This is a genomic window from Streptomyces sp. NPDC102490 (assembly GCF_044765285.1).
Taxonomy (GTDB): Bacteria; Actinomycetota; Actinomycetes; order Streptomycetales; family Streptomycetaceae; genus Streptomyces.
The window spans coordinates 56784-72606 of the sequence record NZ_JBIWJU010000001.1 but is presented as its reverse complement, the minus strand read 5'-3'; the positions used below and the strand labels follow the sequence as shown (position 1 = coordinate 72606).

The following is a 15823-nucleotide window of genomic DNA, read 5'->3' as shown; positions in this document are numbered from 1 at the left end:
CTCTCCCGCCGGGTGGTGACCCGAGGAGCCACCTTGGCTGCTGAGCTGCACGTCGCGCTGGTCGCGGCCGACCGAGAGGTCTGGTCCGGCGAGGCCACCCTGGTCGTCGCGCGCACCACGTCCGGCGACATCGGCGTCATGCCCGGTCACCAGCCGCTGCTCGGTGTGCTGGAGTCGGGCCCGGTGACCATTCGCACGAGTGACGGCGGGACGGTCGTCGCCGCGGTGCACGGCGGTTTCATCTCGTTCGCCGACAACAAGCTGTCGCTGCTGGCCGAGATCGCCGAGCTGTCGGACGAGATCGACGTCCACCGCGCCGAGCGCAAGCTCGAACAGGCGAAGGCGGAGGGCGACGCCCACGCCGAGCGTCGCGCGGACGTCCGACTGCGCGCGGCGGCGGGACGCTGATCCACAGCACAGTGCGATAGCGTCATGCCATGACGTCACTCAGCCGCGGCTGGGACCGGAGCCATCCGGACCCGGCCGCGGCTGAGGCAGATCCGGGTGTTTTTTCCGTTCCGTTACCTAGGAGACGAGGAGGTCGGTGTCGATGGCCCTCGCTCTGACTGTGTGCGGAATCGTCGTGGCCGTGGTGGTGATCGGCCTCTTCGTCTTCGGTCTGCGCCGCCGGCTGATCCAGCGCTCGGGCGGCACCTTCGACTGCTCCCTGCGCTGGGACGCCCCCAAGGAGGGCGACACCACCGATGGCAAGGGCTGGGCGTACGGGGTGGCCCGCTACAACGGCGACCGGGTCGAGTGGTACCGCGTCTTCTCGTACTCCCCCCGCCCGCGCCGCGTCCTGGAGCGCTCCGCGATCGAGGTGGCCGGCCGCCGGGTGCCGGACGGGGAGGAGGAGCTGGCGCTGCTCTCCGACGCCGTGGTCCTGGCCTGTCTGCACCGGGGAACCCGGCTGGAACTGGCGATGAGCGATGACGCGCTGACCGGATTCCTCGCGTGGCTGGAGGCAGCCCCGCCCGGACAGCGAGTGAATGTGGCCTAGCCACATTCACTCGCTGGGTGGGGGTCCCCCCGGACGAAGTCTGGGGGAGCGTCAATGTTGCCTAGCTGTTCTTACTTCAGTCCGCTGTCGATGGCGCTCACCAGTTCGCCGTTCGTGGTGTCGCCGCTGAACTCCCAGAAGAAGGCGCCGCCGAGGCCCTGCTGCTCGGCCCAGTCCATCTTGGACTTGATGGTGGCCGGGGTGTCGTAGGACCACCAGTTGGAGCCGCAGTGGGCGTACGCGGTGCCCGCGACGGTGCCGGTGGCCGGGCAGCTGTTCTTGAGGACCTTGTAGTCCTCGATGCCCGCCTCGTACGTGCCGCTCGCCGGTCCGGTGGCGGTGCCGCCGGGCGCGGACTGCGTGACGCCGGTCCAGCCGCGGCCGTAGAAGCCGATGCCGATCAGCAGCTTGTTCGCCGGGACGCCCTTGGACTTGAACTTCGCCATCGCGTCGGCGGTGTTGAAGCCCTGCTGCGGGATGCCGTCGTACGCGGTCAGCGGCGAGTGCGGAGCGGTCGGACCGTTCTTCGCCCAGGCGCCGAAGAAGTCGTACGTCATCACGTTGTACCAGTTGATGTACTTCGAGGCCTCGCCGTAGTCGGCGGCGTCGATCTTGCCGCCGTCCGAGCCGTCGGCGGTGACGGCCGCGGTGATCAGGTAGTCCTGGCCGAACTCGGCGCGCATGGCCTTCATCATGCTGCTGAAGGCGTTCGGGGCGCTGGTCTCGTCGCAGCTGAGACCGCAGGCGTTCGGGTACTCCCAGTCCAGGTCGATGCCGTCGAAGACATCGGCCCAGCGCGGGTCCTCGACCAGGTCGTGACAGGACTTGGCGAACGCGGCCGGGTTCTTCACGGCGTCCGGGAAGCCGCCGGACCAGGTCCAGCCGCCGAAGGAGTAGAGGATCTTGATGTTCGGGTACTTGGCCTTGAGCTTGCGCAGCTGGTTGAAGTTGCCGCGCAGCGGCTGGTCCCAGGTGTCGGCGACGCCGTCGACGGACTGGTCGGCGGTGTACGCCTTGTCGTAGTCGGCGTAGGAGTCGCCGATGGTGCACTTGCCGCCCTGGACGTTGCCGAAGGCGTAGTTGATGTGCGTGATCTTGTCGGCGGAGCCGGAGGTGACCAGGTTCTTCACGTGGTAGTTGCGCCCGTAGACGCCCCAGTTGGTGAAGTAGCCCATCTTGACCTCGTCACCGGTGCCGGGGTTGCCGCCGCCCCCGCCGGTGGTGGTGACCTTCACGGAGCCGCTGGCCGGACCGGTCTGGTCGGCGGTGTCGCGGGCCTTGACGCTGTACGAGTAGGCGGTGCCCTTGGTGAGGCCGTTGTCCGTGTAGGTGGTGCCGCTGACGGTGGCGACCTTCGCGCCGTCCCGCAGAACGTCGTAGTTCTTGACGCCCTTGTCGTCGGTGGCCGCCGCCCAGGACAGCTTCACCGAGGTGTCGGTGATGCCCGAGGCGGTGGGCGTGCCGGGCGCGGAGGGGGCCGCGTCGCCGGGGAGGGAGGTGCCGTCGCAGCTGCCGCCGTTGAGCTTGCAGTTGGACGGGGAGCCGGGGCCGCTGCCGTTGAAGCCGAAGGAGACCGAGGCGCCGGGGGCGAGCGTCCCGTTCCAGCCGACGTTCTTGGCGGTCCAGTGGTCGCCGGAGTTGGTGACGGTGGCGTCCCAGGCGGAGGTGACCTTGGTGCCGGTGGGGAAGTCCCACTCGACGGTCCAGGAGCTGAGGGAGGTGGTGCCGGTGTTCTTCACCGTCCAGCTGCCGCCGAAGCCCGTGCCCCAGTCCGAGGTCTTGGCGAAGGTGGCCGTCGCGCTGGTGGCCGCCTGGGCCGGGCTCGCGAGGCCGACCAGTCCGGCGAGGGGAAGCGCCAGGGTCGCTGCGAGTGCCGCGGCTTTGTGTCTGAAGCGCATGTGCGCCTCCTTATATGGGGATGTTGTCGAGGGCATGACTGAGCCTCATGCCCGCAGTGCCGCGAGAATAGAAAGGTCTGGACCAGAGGTCAATAGGTCTGGACCAATGTGCGGGCCGGTGGTTGAGGCCGTGGTCGAGGGGGGAAACTAGATCCCCAACTCCTGCGCCAGCACCGCCGCTTGCACCCGGCTGCGCAGCCCCAACTTCCCCAGCAGCCGGCTGACGTGCGTCTTCACCGTGGCCTCCGCCATGTCGAGCCGCTCGGCGACCGCCGCGTTGGACAGCCCCTCACCGAGGCAGGCCAGCACCTCGCGCTCCCGCCGGGTCAGGTCCCGCAGCACGGCCGGGTCCGCGGCCGGCTCCCGCACCGGCCTCGCGGCGAACTCGGCGATCAGCCGCCGGGTGACGGACGGGGCCACGATGCCCTCGCCGCCCGCCACCGTGCGCACGGCCGCGATCAGGTCCTTGGCCTCGGTGTTCTTCAGCAGGAACCCGGCGGCTCCGGCCCGCAGCGCCCCGAAGACGTACTCGTCCAGGTCGAAGGTGGTCAGCACCAGCACGTCGGCCAGACCTTCCCCGACCACGGTCCGGGTCGCCGACACGCCGTCCAGGCGCGGCATCTGCACGTCCATCAGCACCACGTCGGGACGCAGCTCCCGGGCCAGCGCCACCGCCTGCTCGCCGTCCGCGGCCTCGCCGGCCACCTCGATGTCCGGTGCGCTGCCCAGGATCAGCACCAGTCCCGCGCGGACGGCGGACTGGTCCTCGGCGACGAGGACGCGGATCATGCGAGGTCTCCTTCGGTCAGGGGCAGGGTGGCGCGCACGGCCCAGATCTTGCCGCCCGCCGGGCCGGGATCCGCCACCGCCCCGGCCTCGAACGTGCCGTGCAGCAGCGCGGCCCGCTCCCGCATCCCCACCAGACCGGCACCGGAACCCGGGGCGCGCGGGGTGTCCCGGTCGCCGTACGGGCTGGTCACCTCGACCCGCAGGGCGTCGTCGCAGCGGGCGAGCCGGACCCGGACGGTGCCCCGCGAGGCGTGCTTGAGCGCGTTGGTGAGCGACTCCTGCACGATCCGGTACGCGGCCAGCTCGACCGGCGCGGGCAGGTGGTCGCCGGGTGCCGCCACCAGGGCGACGTCGAGGCCGTTGGCGCGGGCGCCGTCGACCAGGGCGCCGAGCCCGTCGAGGGTGGGGGCGGGGGCCGGTTCGGTGTCCCCGCCGCTGTCCCGCAGGATGCCGATGAGGCGGCGCATCTCGGCCAGTCCCGCCACGCTGTTCTCGCGGATCACACCGAGCGCCTGCCGGGTGGTCGCCGCGTCGTCCAGGGAGAGCGCGGCCGTGGAGTGGATGGCGATCGCGGAGAGGCGGCCCGCGACCATGTCGTGCAGCTCGCGGGCCATCCGGGAGCGTTCCGCCGTCACCGCCTGGACCCGGTCCATCTCGGCGAGCAGCGCGGTCTGCTCGGCCCGCAGCAGGGCGGCGTCGGCGGCCTCGCGGTGGTTGCGGACGATGAGCCCCGTGGAGGCGGGCGCGAAGGACACGATGCCGACGGCGACGCCGATGAGCAGGGTCTCGGGCACCCGCCACACGGCGAACGGCACCAGCGTCGAGGCGACGGTGAGCAGCCCGGTGATCCACGGGATGCGGCGGGCCGAGGCGGGCGTGCCGTACAGCACGGCGGCGTACATCAGGTCGGTGTACATGATCACCGTGACCAGGCTGCCCTGGGTGAGCGTGTCCGCGATCAGCGCGGCGGTGCCGATCAGCAGTCCGGTGCGCGGCGCGGACCGGCGCAGCAGCTCGCAGCCCGCCATGACGGCGAGCGGGGCCAGCAGCGGCCAGCGGCCGTCGAACAGCACGACCGGCTCGTCGGCCGGCCGCACGCCCAGGCCGATGCCCCACAGCAGCAGCCCGCCGAGCAGACCGGCCGACGCGGCGTACACGTCGAAGCGGCGCGGGCGGGGGAGTCGTGCGGCCATGCCACCATCCAACACGGCCCGCGCCCCGCCCGCCTGATCCCCGGGAAGGGTCCGGCACTGCATCTTTCGATGTACCGCCGGTTCGTCACCGGCGACGACGAACGCGGCGGATTCCCACGGGAGCCTGGAAGGGTGAACGAAGGGAGTACGTCGTGGTCGTCGCTCTGATCATCGCCTGCGAGGTCGGGTTCTGGGTGCTGCTGGCCCTCGGGCTCGGCGCCCGCTACCTGCTGAAGTGGCGGCGCACCAGTGTGGTCCTGCTGCTGTGCGAGCCGGTGCTGGAACTGGTGCTGTTCGCCGTGACGGCATGGGACCTGAAGAACGGCGCCGAGCCCGGCTGGGAGCACGGCCTGGCCGCGCTGTACATCGGCTACACCGTCGCCTACGGCCACTACACGATCCGCTGGCTCGACGGCCACGCCGCCCACCGCCTGGCCGGCGGCCCGCCCCCGCCCAAGCCCCCGCGCTACGGCATGCCCCGCGCGCGCCACGAGGGCCGGCTGTGGCTGCGCACCCTGCTGGGCGCGGCCGTCGCCTGCGCTCTGCTCCAGGCCGCGGTCTGGTACGTCGGCGACGAGGGCGACGTCTCGTCCCTGCGCGCCTTCCAGTGGACGGCCCTGCGCGCCGCCGGCATCCACGGCGCGGTGGCCCTCGCCTACCTGATCTGGCCGAAGAAGCCCCCGGCGGACACGGCCGGGCTCGCGGCCGAGCGGCAGAAGCAGGAGGCGCACCGGTGACCCGGGCGTCGAAGAACCCCCTGGAGGGCGCCGTCACCCTGCTCGCCGGTCTCGTCCTGGGGCTGTCCACCGGCGACGTGGAGGTCCCCGTGGTCACACTCACCAAGGTCGGCGTCGTCCTGATGTGCGTCGGCGGCGCCCAGACCGCCTGGGGCCTGTACGGTGCAGCGCGCCGGCACGTCTGGCACACGGAGTCGGTCCGGGGGCCCGCCGGGAAACGCCCCCGAAGGGGCGCGGGGAACTGCGCGGCCAGCCACGACGGAGCCGCAGACACATGACGGCACCGGTCCCCGGCACACCCGGCGGAGTGTCTAGCGCTCCCCGCCCGGTACCCACAGCACGTCGCCGACCTCCTTGTTGGCCACTCGGGCCAGGATGAACAGGAGGTCGGAGAGCCGGTTGAGGTAGGTCGCGGTGAGCGGGTTCATCGTCTCGCCGTGGGCCTCCAGCGCCGCCCACGTGGAGCGCTCGGCCCGGCGGACCACCGTGCACGCCTGGTGCAGCAGGGCCGCGCCCGGGGTGCCGCCGGGGAGGATGAAGGAGCGGAGCTTCTCCACCTCGGCCAGGTAGCGGTCGCAGTCCGCCTCCAGCTTGTCGACGTAGAACTGCTCGACCCGCAGCGGCGGGTACTCCGGGTTCTCCACCACCGGCGTCGACAGGTCCGCGCCCACGTCGAACAGGTCGTTCTGGACGCGGACGAGGACCTTGACGACCTCCTCGGGCAGGCCGCCCAGGGCGATGGCGGTGCCGATCACCGCGTTCGCCTCGTTGGCGTCGGCGTACGCGGAGATCCTCAGGTCGGTCTTGGGGACCCGGCTCATGTCACCGAGGGCGGTGGTGCCCTGGTCGCCGGTCCGGGTGTAGATGCGCGTCAGGTTGACCATCGGCCCAGCGTAGTCAGGCCCCGGCGGTCCGGAACACGCGTGTGCCCACCGTCACGGCCAGCGCGGTGAGGGCCAGGGCGACCAGGGCGCCGTACAGCATGTGCGCCGTCGCGTAGGAGCCGACGTACGCGTCCCGCACCGCGTCCACCAGATAGCGGAAGGGCATCAGGTGCGACAGCACGTCCAGCCACGCCGGGCCCAGGGTCATCGGCAGCATCAGGCCGGACAGCAGCATCGACGGCATGGTGAGGGCGTTGACCGTGGGCCCGAACTCCTGCGGCGTCCGCACCTTCATCGCCAGCGCGTACGACAGCGAGGCCAGCGAGACCGTGAGCAGGGCGACGAAGGCGAAGCCGATCAGCACGCCGGGCAGCGGTGCGCGCAGGCCCATCGCCACGGCCGCCAGCACCAGCAGCACCGCCTGGAAGGCGAAGACCGTCGCGTCCCGCAGCACCCGTCCCAGGAGCAGCGCCAGGCGGCTGACGGGCGTGACGCGCATCCGCTCGACCACCCCCTGACCGTTCTCGATGATGATCGAGAACCCGGCGAACGAGGCGCCGAACAGGCCCAGTTGCAGCAGCAGGCCGGGGACCAGCACCTGCCAGGAGCTGCCCTGCCCGCCGAGCGGCAGGTCGGTCAGCAGCGGGCCGAAGAAGAGCAGGTACAGCAGCGGCATCAGCACGCCGAACAGCAGCGCGAAACGGGAGCGCAGCGACTGGCGCAGATAGCGGCCGTAGACGAGGCCGGTGTCGTGAAGCAGCATCGGTGTTCCCTGTTCCCTGGGGTGTCAGACGGCTAGGGGGGTGGTGTCGGCCGGAGCGGCGCCGCGGCCGGTGACGGCCAGGAAGGTGTCCTGGAGGGAGGCGTCGGACGCGCCGCCGTACGCGAGCTTCAGGGCGGCCGGGGTGCCCTCGGCGACCACCACGCCGCCGTCCACGACCACCAGGCGGTCGGAGAGGGCGTCGGCCTCGTCGAGGTAGTGGGTGGTCAGGAAGACCGTGGTGCCGTGCTCGTCGCGCAGCCGGCGGACCAGGTCCCACAGGTCGGCGCGGGCGCCCGGGTCCAGGCCGGTCGTCGGCTCGTCCAGGAAGAGCACCTTCGGGCGGTGGGTGAGCGCCATCGCGATGTCCAGCCGCCGCCGCTGCCCGCCGGACAGCGCCCCGCACATGCGGTCGAGCAGCTCGGCGAGGCCCAGGTCGCGGGCCAGCTCGGCGGCGCGCTCGACGGCCCGCGCCCTGGTCAGCCGGTACAGGCGGCCCTGGGTGACCAGCTCCTCCCGCACCGTGATCCGAGGGTCCACCCCGCCCGACTGCGCCACGTACCCGCAGGCCGCGCGCACCCCGGCCGGGTCCGTCGCCAGGTCGTGGCCGGCGACGGTGGCCGCGCCGCCGGTGGGGGTGAGCAGGGTGGTGAGCATCCGCAGGGTGGTGGTCTTGCCGGCGCCGTTGGGGCCGAGGAAGCCGAGGATCTCGCCCTCGCGGACGGTGAGGTCGATGCCGCGCACCGCCTCGACCGGGCCGCGCTTGGTCGCGAAGGTACGGGCCAGTCCGGCCGTACTGATGATTGCCATGCGCTCCAGAAAAACAGAGTCACTGAAATTTTGCAATGACACCAAGTTTTCAGCGGCCCCAGTGAGTCTCACCGGCGCGGCTAGGATTGCGGGCATGGCCGAAGGACTCAGGGAACGGAAGAAACGGCAGACCCGGCAGTACATCTCGGATGTCGCCACTGGGCTGTTCCTGGAGCGCGGCTTCGAGGCGGTGACGGTGGCGGAGGTCGCGGACGCCGCGAACGTCTCCGTCAACACCGTCTACAACTACTTCCCGGCCAAGGAGGACCTGTTCCTCGACCGCTCCAAGGGCGTGATCGACCGGCTGTCGCGCTGGGTGCGGGGCCGGCGCGACGGGGAGTCGGCGGCGCGGGCCGTCCTGCGCGAACTGCGCGAGGAGGTCGAGACCGTCTCGCCCCGCGTCGGTCTGATGGACGGCTACGCGCGGTTCATGAAGGTCATCCAGGACTCGCCCGCCCTGCGCTCACGGATGTGGGCGATCGGCCAGGAGGTGCTCCTGAACCTGGAGCAGACCCTGCGCGAGGAGACCGGCGGCGCGGCCGACGACACCACGCCCGCTCTGATGGCCGGTCAGATCAACTGGCTGCACGGCACGGTCGTCGCCACCATCGGACAGCGCATGCTCGCAGGCGGCAAGCCCTCCGAGGTCTCCCGCGAGGTGCTGCTGCTGCTGGACGAGATGGAGGACCTGTTGAGCGAGAAGGTCCTCAACTACGCCGTACGGGGCGCCGAGTGACACCCGGACGGCACCCTGCGGTGTGATGTCCGTCATTTGAGACGTGACGCGCGTTACTAACCGGTCACACAGCGCCTCACGCCCGCTAATCTCCGGCCGAGAGACGAGAATCAGCGCGTATCAGGGGAGTCGCACAGTGGCACGGAAGCTCGCCGTCATCGGCGCCGGACTCATGGGGTCCGGCATCGCCCAGGTCTCCGCGCAGGCGGGCTGGGACGTCGTCCTGCGCGACGTCACCGACGAGGCGCTGCGGCGCGGCACCGACGGCATCAGGGCCTCCTACGACAAGTTCGTCGCCAAGGGGAAGCTCGCCGCCGACGACGCCGAGGCCGCCCTCGGGCGCATCACCGTGACCACCGACCTGGACGCGGCCGCCGACGCGGACGTCGTAGTCGAGGCCGTCTTCGAGAAACTGGAAGTCAAGCACGAGATCTTCCGTACTCTGGACAAGCTGGTGAAGGACGGGGCGATCCTCGCGTCCAACACCTCCGCCATCCCGATCACCAAGATCGCGGCCGTGACGGAGCGCCCCGAGCGGGTCGTCGGCACCCACTTCTTCTCGCCGGTCCCGATGATGCAGCTGTGCGAGCTGGTGCGGGGCTACAAGACCAGTGACGAAACGCTCGCCACCGCACGCGAGTTCGCCGAGTCCACCGGCAAGACCTGCATCGTCGTCAACCGCGACGTGGCCGGCTTCGTGACCACCCGGCTCATCTCCGCCCTCGTCGTCGAGGCCGCGAAGCTGTACGAGTCGGGCGTCGCCACCGCCGAGGACATCGACCTCGCCTGCAAGCTGGGCTTCGGCCACGCCATGGGACCGCTGGCCACCGCCGACCTGACGGGCGTCGACATCCTGCTGCACGCCACCGGCAACATCTACACCGAGTCCCAGGACGAGAAGTTCGCCCCGCCGGAGCTGATGCGCCGGATGGTGGACGCCGGTGACATCGGCCGCAAGAGCGGGCAGGGCTTCTACAAGCACTGAGAACACATCAGCCGCGGCAGACGTCACACGCCGGGGTGAATTCGGTATCGGTTCGCTTACAGGCGGCAACCTCCGGTCGTTCCGGCCAGTCAGAGGGTGCAACACCCGATACCGCCGACAGACCACGCACGGAACGCACCGCCAAGACGAAGAAGACGACGAAGAAGACGCACGCCGGGGAGCGCATATGCACATCAGGGGCGACCACGTCGAGCTGGTCGTCGGGGGCCGCCTCGACGTCCGCAGCGCGGCGGACGCCCGTACGGTCCTGCACTCGGCCGTCGACGACGGAGTCGGCGACCTGGTGCTGGACCTGTCCGAACTGGACTCCTGGGACGCCACCGGACTCGGCGTCATCATGGGAGCCCACCGGCGGGCCGGGCGCTGCGGGCGGCGGCTGGTGCTGCGCGACGTACCGCCGCAGATGCAGCGCCTGCTGGTGGCCACCCGGCTGCACCGGATCCTCGCCATCGAGGGCGGCATCGGTGTGGAGACCCTGCCCCGCGTGTAAGTGAAGGTTCACACCTCCGACACACGCAATCCTCACGAGACCGTGACCTCTCGGGCCGTCCGGCACCCCGGACTGTCGGCGATACTGGGCGAAGGCTTAGGGTCTGGCTGCCCGCTGCCTTTGCAAACCCGCCGGCGGGCCCGGACCAGAAGCGACAGCGCGGTGTGCGGCAAGGCCGGGAGGGTGGTCCCGACCGGGGCCCCGCACACGACGCTTTTGGGGGCTTGAACCAATGGACCCGACCAACCGGGGCCCTGAGGAGTACGGCCAGGACGGCGACCACCAGGCGCCGCGCCCGCGCCCGCACAGGGACCCCCTCACCTCCGACTTCGGACAGCACGCGCCCGCGCTCGCCCGCACGGTGCGGCTGGTGTCCGGCGACTTCCTGCTCACCGTCAACCCCGTCGACGGCAGCGAGATCGAGGTCTGCCCGCCCGCGGAGCGGCCCGCCCGGCCCGAGAAGCTCACCGCGGCCGAACGCGCCGAGGCGGAGCGCGCCGCGCGGCCGCCCGTACCCCCGGGACCGGTCCGCACCGTCCTGGGGCTGCTGGCCCGCGAGGACGAACGCGAACGCCTGGTGCGGCTGCTCGCCCGCGGCCGCTCCGTCCGCCTCACCGGCCCCGCCGGCTCCGGCCGCACCAGCCTCCTCGACCTCGTCGCCGAGGACTGCGCGGGCCTCGCGCCCGACGGCGTCGTCCGGCTCAACGGCCACCACCGCACCGCCGACGACCTGCTCCACGACCTCTTCTACGCCGTCCACCGCGCGCCCCTGCACCGCCCGGGCCGGGCGGAGCTCCTCGGGTACCTCCGCGAGGTGGGCGCGGTGGTCGTCCTGGACGACCTCGAGTTCGGCGGCACCGCCCTCGACGACCTCCTCGACGCCACCCCCGAGTGCGCCTTCCTGATCGGCGCGACCCCGGAGGTGGCCGCACCCTCCGCCGGCTCGGCCGTCGAGGAGGTCTTCCTCGGCGGACTGGACCGCTCGGACGGCGTGGAGCTGCTGGAGCGCGCCGCCGGACGTCCCCTCACCGAGGAGGAGGCCAACTGGGCCGGAGACCTCTGGTTCGAGTCCGAGGGCCTGCCGCTGCGCTTCGTCCAGGCCGGTGCCCTGCTGCGCCGCCGGGACCGGGAGCGGGCCGGTGCCGACGCCGTCGACGAGTTCGGCGTCTTCGCCGGCGCCCGCCCGGCCGACGACACCCCCTACGACGCCACCGAGGCCGACGACGTCCCCCTGCCGTCCCTCGGCGAGGCCGCCGCGCCCGCACCGCTGCTCGCCTCCCGGCTGAGCGCCGCCGCCCGCGCCACCCTGGAGTTCGCCGTCGCGCTCGGCGGCGAGGTGCCCCACCAGGCCCACCTGCCCGCCCTGGTCGGCGACACCCACGCGGACGCCGCCCTCGGCGAGCTGGCCGACTGCGGACTGGTCTCCCCGGTCGGCTCCCGCTACCGGCTGGCCGCCGGGGTGCTCACCCAGCTGGAGAGCGCCGGGTACGCCGACGCCGTACGGGAGCGGGCACTGGCCGCCGCCCAGCACTACGCCTGGTGGGCCGGGCACCCCTCGGTCACCCCGGAGCGGGTCTGCGCCGAGGCCGACGCCGTCCTGGCCGCCCTCGCCGTGCTGGTGCCGACGACGACCCCGCCCGCGGACGACGCGGAGAGCCCCGCCGTCCAGCTGGCCCGCACCGCGGCGCCCGCGTTCGCCGCCGGACTGCACTGGAGCGCCTGGCAGCGGGCCCTGCGCTCCGGCACCGAGGCCGCCCGGCTCGCCGGCGACGTCGCCGAACAGGCCTACTTCCACCACGAGCTGGGCGTCCTCGCGCTGTGCGAGGACCGGCTGGACCGGGCGCGCGCCGAACTGGAGGCCTCCATCGGGCTGCGCGGCGCGCTCTCCGACAAGCGCGGCGCCGTCGCGGGCCGCCGCGCCCTCGCGCTGGTCGCCGACCGCACCGGGGACACCCCGGGCCTGGGCAGCGGCGCGGGCGCGTTCGGCGCGGCGGCGCCCGTCACCGGGTTCGGTGTCGTCGGCGGCGGGCCCGGCCCGACGGTGGGGGAGGAGGTGCCCGACGCCCGCCACGAGGAGTCCGTGTCGCCGCCCGAGGGCGTCCCCGCGCCCTTCCCGCCGCTCCAGCCGCCTCCCCAGTCCCCGACGCTCGTCACCCGCCGGGAGACCGAGGAGGAGCCGTCTCCCACGGTCGCGGGCGGCATCAAGGGCTTCGCCCGGCGGAACCTGGTGGCCGCCGGAGCGGGCGCCCTGCTCGTCGCCGTGCTCGGCACGGTGGTGACCCTGGGGGCCACGTCGGAGAACGACCCCGGCGACCCCTCCAACGAGGTCGGCGTCAACCCCTCGGCGAGCCAGGGCATCGACGACGGCAGCCTGGGCGCGGACCGGCCCTCGGACGACGGCAAGGACCAGCAGACGCCCGGCGGCCCCGCCGACTCGGGCCCGGACGGCACCCCGGGCACGACGGACGACCCCACGCCGACGACATCGGGGCGGCCCTCGGACGGGCCCAGCGGCACCGGCGACGCTCCCGACCCCGGTGACGACGCGAGCCCGGACGACCCCGGGTCGCCGGACGAGCCGAGCACGTCGCCGAGTTCACCGACGACGAAGCCGACGTCGCCGAAGCCCACGGACACCGGGCCGACGGACCCCGGCACGCCCACCGAGACCGACGACCCCACCACCCCCGCCCCCACCGACACGGACACGCTGCCGCCCTCGACCCCGGAGACCTCCGACACGGCCGCCCGCGAGTCGACGCCCGCCGCCGCCGGTTCCCCCGAGGACTCCGCGACCGCCTCGCAGAGCGGCGCGGCGACCGGCGGGCCGGGCACGGTGACGGGCCCGGTCATCTGACCCCGCGGGACGGGCGACAGCACGGGAGGGCCGGGTCCGCCGCACGGACCCGGCCCTCCTCGCGTCGTACCCGACGCCCTCTCAGAACAGCCGCAGCTTGTCGTCCTCGATGCCCCGCAGGGCGTTGTAGTCCAGCACCTGGCAGCCGATGCCGCGGTCCGTGGCCAGCACACGGGCCTGCGGCTTGATCTCCTGGGCGGCGAAGACGCCGCGCACCGGGGCGAGATGCGGGTCGCGGTTCAACAGCTCCAGGTAGCGCGTGAGTTGCTCCACGCCGTCGATCTCGCCGCGCCGCTTGATCTCGACCGCGACGGTCCCGCCCTGGGCGTCCCGGCACAGGATGTCCACCGGGCCGATGGCGGTCATGTACTCGCGGCGGATGAGGGTGTAGCCCTCGCCCAGGGTCTCGATGCGGTCGGCGAGCAGCTCCTGGAGGTGTGCTTCCACGCCGTCCTTGATCAGGCCCGGATCGACGCCCAGTTCGTGCGAGGAGTCGTGGAGGATCTCCTCCATCGTGATGATGAGCTTCTCGCCCGCCTTGTTGACGACGGTCCAGACGCCCTCCTCCTCGCCCGTGCCCTCCTTCAGGGTGCAGGGCGGCGACATCCAGTTGAGGGGCTTGTAGGCCCGGTCGTCGGCGTGGATCGAGACGCTGCCGTCCGCCTTGACCAGGATCAGCCGGGGGGCCGAGGGAAGGTGGGCGGTGAGCCGTCCGGCGTAGTCGACGGAGCAGCGGGCAATGACGAGACGCATGGTCGGCAACGCTACTCGACGCGCCCGGCCCGACGCGATTCGCCCGGAGCGGGACGCCCCGCGCGCTGTCCCACTTCTCCCATTGGCCCCGTCTTGCGCACTGGCCGATTGTGGGCCTACCGGATGGTGCCCATCTGGGCATTCTCCTGGTGCGGTCACGATCGGTTGCTTACGGTATTGAACGGGAGGTCGCGGCCTGTGTACACAGCGTGTTCGGAATCGCGCACTCCCTTAACTGTCCGGCAACCCCTGCTGGTCGGGGGTGCGAGAGGAGAACCCATGTCGCTCGACGTCTCACCGGCCCTACTCGAACAGGCCGAGCGAGGCGAGGTCGACGAAGCAGACTTCGTCGACTGCGTCCGGACCTCCCTGCCCTACGCATGGGAGATGGTCAGCTCCCTGGTGGCACAGCTGAAGGTCGACGGCGGAGCGTTCGCCGACAACCAGACGCCCCCGCCGGACGAGCAGGCGCGCGGTCAGCTCCTGCGTGCGCTCGCGAGTGACGCCATACGCGGTGCATTGCAGCGGCACTTCGGGGTGCGGCTGGCCTTCCAGAACTGCCACCGGGTGGCGGTGTTCCCGTTGGACTCCTCTGTCGACGAGACGCTGACCAAGTTCACCTCGGTGCGCAGCCAGTTGCTGAACCAGTCGCCGGAACTGCGCGACTGCTGACGGCCCCTAGAGCACCCGCTTGCCGCTCCGTACGCGGGAGGTGCAGTTCTGTACCGGAGCGGCAAGCTCCCCGCCCACCGGCTCAGCGGAGCCGGGGGAGTACCTCGGCCCCGAGCCGGCGTACGTTCTCCTCGGTCGCCGCCAGGTCTCCCGAGCCCTCGACGAGCAGGGCGAAGCGGGAGATGCCGGTCCGCTCGCCGGTCGCCGCGAGCCGGTCCGCGCACAGCCGGGGCGTGCCCACCGGGTGCAGCCCACAGAGCAGTTCGGTGTACGCGTGCGGGTCGCGCATCTGCCGGGCCCGGCCGTCCACCGTGACATGAGCGCCCAGGCCCTGCCGCAGCCAGCCCGGCATCGCCTTGAGCAGGGTCTCCGCCGCGTCCGTGCGCCGGTCCGCGATCTGGCAGACGCCGGCCGAGACGTGCCCCGCGCCGTGGATCTCCGCCGCCGGGCGCCCGGCCGCGCGGGCGTGCCGGCGCCACAGGGCGACCATCTCCGCCTTCTCCTCGTCGCCGACGTGCATCCCGAGGAGCATCGGCAGTCCCCGCTCGGCCGCCAGGCGCACGCTCGACGGCGAGGTGCAGGCGACGACGACCTCCGGGCCCGGCTCCTCGGAGAGGGACTCCGAGGGCCGCGGCACCACGGGCACCTCGCGGAAGCGGTAGCGCTCCCCGGAGGCGCCGACGGCCGGTTCGCGCAGCCAGCGCAGCAGCAGGTCGAGCGACTCCGGGAAACCCTTCTCGTACGCCTCCAGACCCGCGCCGAACACCTCCAGGTCCACCCACGGGCCGCCGCGGCCCACACCCAGCGAGAAGCGGCCGCCGCTCGTGACGTGCAGCAGCGCGGCCTGCTCGGCGAGCGCCACGGGGTGGACGGTGGGCAGCACACTGACCGCGGTGCCCACCCGCAGGCGCCGGGTGCGGCCCAGCAGCAGGGCGGCCAGGGTCACGGCCGACGGACACGTGCCGTACGGCACGAAGTGGTGTTCGGCCAGCCAGACGGTGTCGAGCCCGGCCTCCTCGGCGACCTCGGCCGAGCGGACCGCGCGGTGCAGCGCTTCCCCCTGGCCCTGGCCCGGGAACTGGGCCCCCAACACGAAACTTCCTACGCGCATTGCCTTTCCCTGCTTCCTCGGCCCCGACGTGGAGCTCCCCCGCACGGCATAACCGCCTGACACGTGCCGAGGACACGGCCGGACGGAGGGATTTGCGGATTGTCTGCAGAATCGGCCGTTGTGGGAC

General features: G+C 72.3%; 16 protein-coding genes and 1 pseudogene. 9 read left to right on the top strand and 8 right to left on the bottom strand.

Features of this window, described 5'->3' with window-relative positions:
* Nucleotides 1-33: 33 nt before the first annotated feature.
* Nucleotides 34-408, top strand: a complete 375-nt coding sequence (locus tag ACIRGB_RS00335; RefSeq protein ID WP_030187277.1) for a F0F1 ATP synthase subunit epsilon — start codon at nt 34-36, stop codon at nt 406-408.
* Between the two features lie 142 nt (nt 409-550).
* On the top strand, nt 551-1000 hold the full coding sequence (locus ACIRGB_RS00330) for a DUF2550 domain-containing protein (RefSeq protein WP_403856899.1): 450 nt from the start codon (nt 551-553) through the stop codon (nt 998-1000).
* Between the two features lie 71 nt (nt 1001-1071).
* Here the strand turns inward: ACIRGB_RS00330 and ACIRGB_RS00325 are convergent, their stop codons facing one another.
* The 3 genes from ACIRGB_RS00325 to ACIRGB_RS00315 form a co-directional block, all read right to left on the bottom strand.
* Nucleotides 1072-2898 carry a glycosyl hydrolase family 18 protein gene (locus ACIRGB_RS00325; RefSeq protein ID WP_403856897.1) on the bottom strand — a complete coding sequence of 609 codons (1827 nt, stop codon included), beginning with the start codon at nt 2896-2898 and terminating at the stop codon, nt 1072-1074.
* Between the two features lie 147 nt (nt 2899-3045).
* The gene (locus ACIRGB_RS00320) at nt 3046-3687 is read right to left on the bottom strand and encodes a response regulator (RefSeq protein ID WP_403856894.1); all 642 of its coding nucleotides are present in this window, start codon (nt 3685-3687) and stop codon (nt 3046-3048) included.
* On the bottom strand, nt 3684-4880 hold the full coding sequence (locus tag ACIRGB_RS00315) for a sensor histidine kinase (RefSeq protein WP_403856891.1): 1197 nt from the start codon (nt 4878-4880) through the stop codon (nt 3684-3686). The genes ACIRGB_RS00320 and ACIRGB_RS00315 overlap by 4 nt, the downstream gene beginning before the upstream one ends.
* A 152-nt stretch (nt 4881-5032) precedes the next feature.
* Here ACIRGB_RS00315 and ACIRGB_RS00310 point away from each other — a divergent pair, with 152 nt between their 5' ends.
* Together ACIRGB_RS00310 and ACIRGB_RS00305 are read left to right on the top strand one after the other, a co-directional pair.
* A complete protein-coding gene (locus ACIRGB_RS00310) occupies nt 5033-5617 on the top strand; it encodes a hypothetical protein (RefSeq protein WP_403856888.1) in 585 nt (194 codons plus the stop codon).
* Nucleotides 5614-5790, top strand: a pseudogene (locus ACIRGB_RS00305) (DUF5708 family protein); the annotation flags it as partial. The gene ACIRGB_RS00310 and the pseudogene ACIRGB_RS00305, both read left to right, overlap by 4 nt.
* A 138-nt stretch (nt 5791-5928) precedes the next feature.
* Here the strand turns inward: ACIRGB_RS00305 and ACIRGB_RS00300 are convergent.
* The 3 genes from ACIRGB_RS00300 to ACIRGB_RS00290 are packed head-to-tail and all read right to left on the bottom strand — an operon-like array spanning nt 5929 to nt 8071.
* The gene (locus tag ACIRGB_RS00300) at nt 5929-6501 is read right to left on the bottom strand and encodes a cob(I)yrinic acid a,c-diamide adenosyltransferase (RefSeq protein ID WP_104631679.1); all 573 of its coding nucleotides are present in this window, start codon (nt 6499-6501) and stop codon (nt 5929-5931) included.
* Between the two features lie 13 nt (nt 6502-6514).
* Nucleotides 6515-7264: an ABC transporter permease gene (locus tag ACIRGB_RS00295; RefSeq protein ID WP_403856884.1), complete on the bottom strand. Its 750-nt coding sequence runs from the start codon at nt 7262-7264 to the stop codon at nt 6515-6517.
* Between the two features lie 24 nt (nt 7265-7288).
* Nucleotides 7289-8071, bottom strand: a complete 783-nt coding sequence (locus tag ACIRGB_RS00290) for an ABC transporter ATP-binding protein (RefSeq protein WP_403856880.1) — start codon at nt 8069-8071, stop codon at nt 7289-7291.
* A gap of 94 nt (nt 8072-8165) precedes the next feature.
* Between ACIRGB_RS00290 and ACIRGB_RS00285 the strand changes: the two genes are divergently transcribed.
* The 4 genes from ACIRGB_RS00285 to ACIRGB_RS00270 all read left to right on the top strand — a co-directional run bounded on the left by ACIRGB_RS00285 (nt 8166) and on the right by ACIRGB_RS00270 (nt 13160).
* Nucleotides 8166-8807 carry a TetR/AcrR family transcriptional regulator gene (locus ACIRGB_RS00285; protein WP_403856877.1) on the top strand — a complete coding sequence of 214 codons (642 nt, stop codon included), beginning with the start codon at nt 8166-8168 and terminating at the stop codon, nt 8805-8807.
* A 136-nt stretch (nt 8808-8943) separates the two neighbouring features.
* Nucleotides 8944-9792: a 3-hydroxyacyl-CoA dehydrogenase family protein gene (locus ACIRGB_RS00280; protein ID WP_403856874.1), complete on the top strand. Its 849-nt coding sequence runs from the start codon at nt 8944-8946 to the stop codon at nt 9790-9792.
* 187 nt (nt 9793-9979) lie between these two features.
* A complete protein-coding gene (locus ACIRGB_RS00275) occupies nt 9980-10303 on the top strand; it encodes an STAS domain-containing protein (RefSeq protein WP_030187305.1) in 324 nt (107 codons plus the stop codon).
* 232 nt (nt 10304-10535) lie between these two features.
* Nucleotides 10536-13160: an ATP-binding protein gene (locus tag ACIRGB_RS00270; RefSeq protein ID WP_403856871.1), complete on the top strand. Its 2625-nt coding sequence runs from the start codon at nt 10536-10538 to the stop codon at nt 13158-13160.
* Nucleotides 13161-13241: 81 nt separating this feature from the next.
* On the opposite strand, the gene nucS is transcribed toward ACIRGB_RS00270, so the two are convergent.
* A complete protein-coding gene (nucS, locus tag ACIRGB_RS00265; protein ID WP_403856868.1) occupies nt 13242-13913 on the bottom strand; it encodes an endonuclease NucS in 672 nt (223 codons plus the stop codon).
* A gap of 279 nt (nt 13914-14192) precedes the next feature.
* Here nucS and ACIRGB_RS00260 point away from each other — a divergent pair, with 279 nt between their 5' ends.
* Nucleotides 14193-14585 (top strand): SCO5389 family protein, encoded by a 393-nt coding sequence (locus tag ACIRGB_RS00260; protein ID WP_003973607.1) that lies wholly within the window; start codon nt 14193-14195, stop codon nt 14583-14585.
* Between the two features lie 82 nt (nt 14586-14667).
* On the opposite strand, the gene ACIRGB_RS00255 is transcribed toward ACIRGB_RS00260, so the two are convergent.
* Nucleotides 14668-15696: an LLM class flavin-dependent oxidoreductase gene (locus tag ACIRGB_RS00255; protein WP_403856864.1), complete on the bottom strand. Its 1029-nt coding sequence runs from the start codon at nt 15694-15696 to the stop codon at nt 14668-14670.
* Nucleotides 15697-15823: the final 127 nt, after the last annotated feature.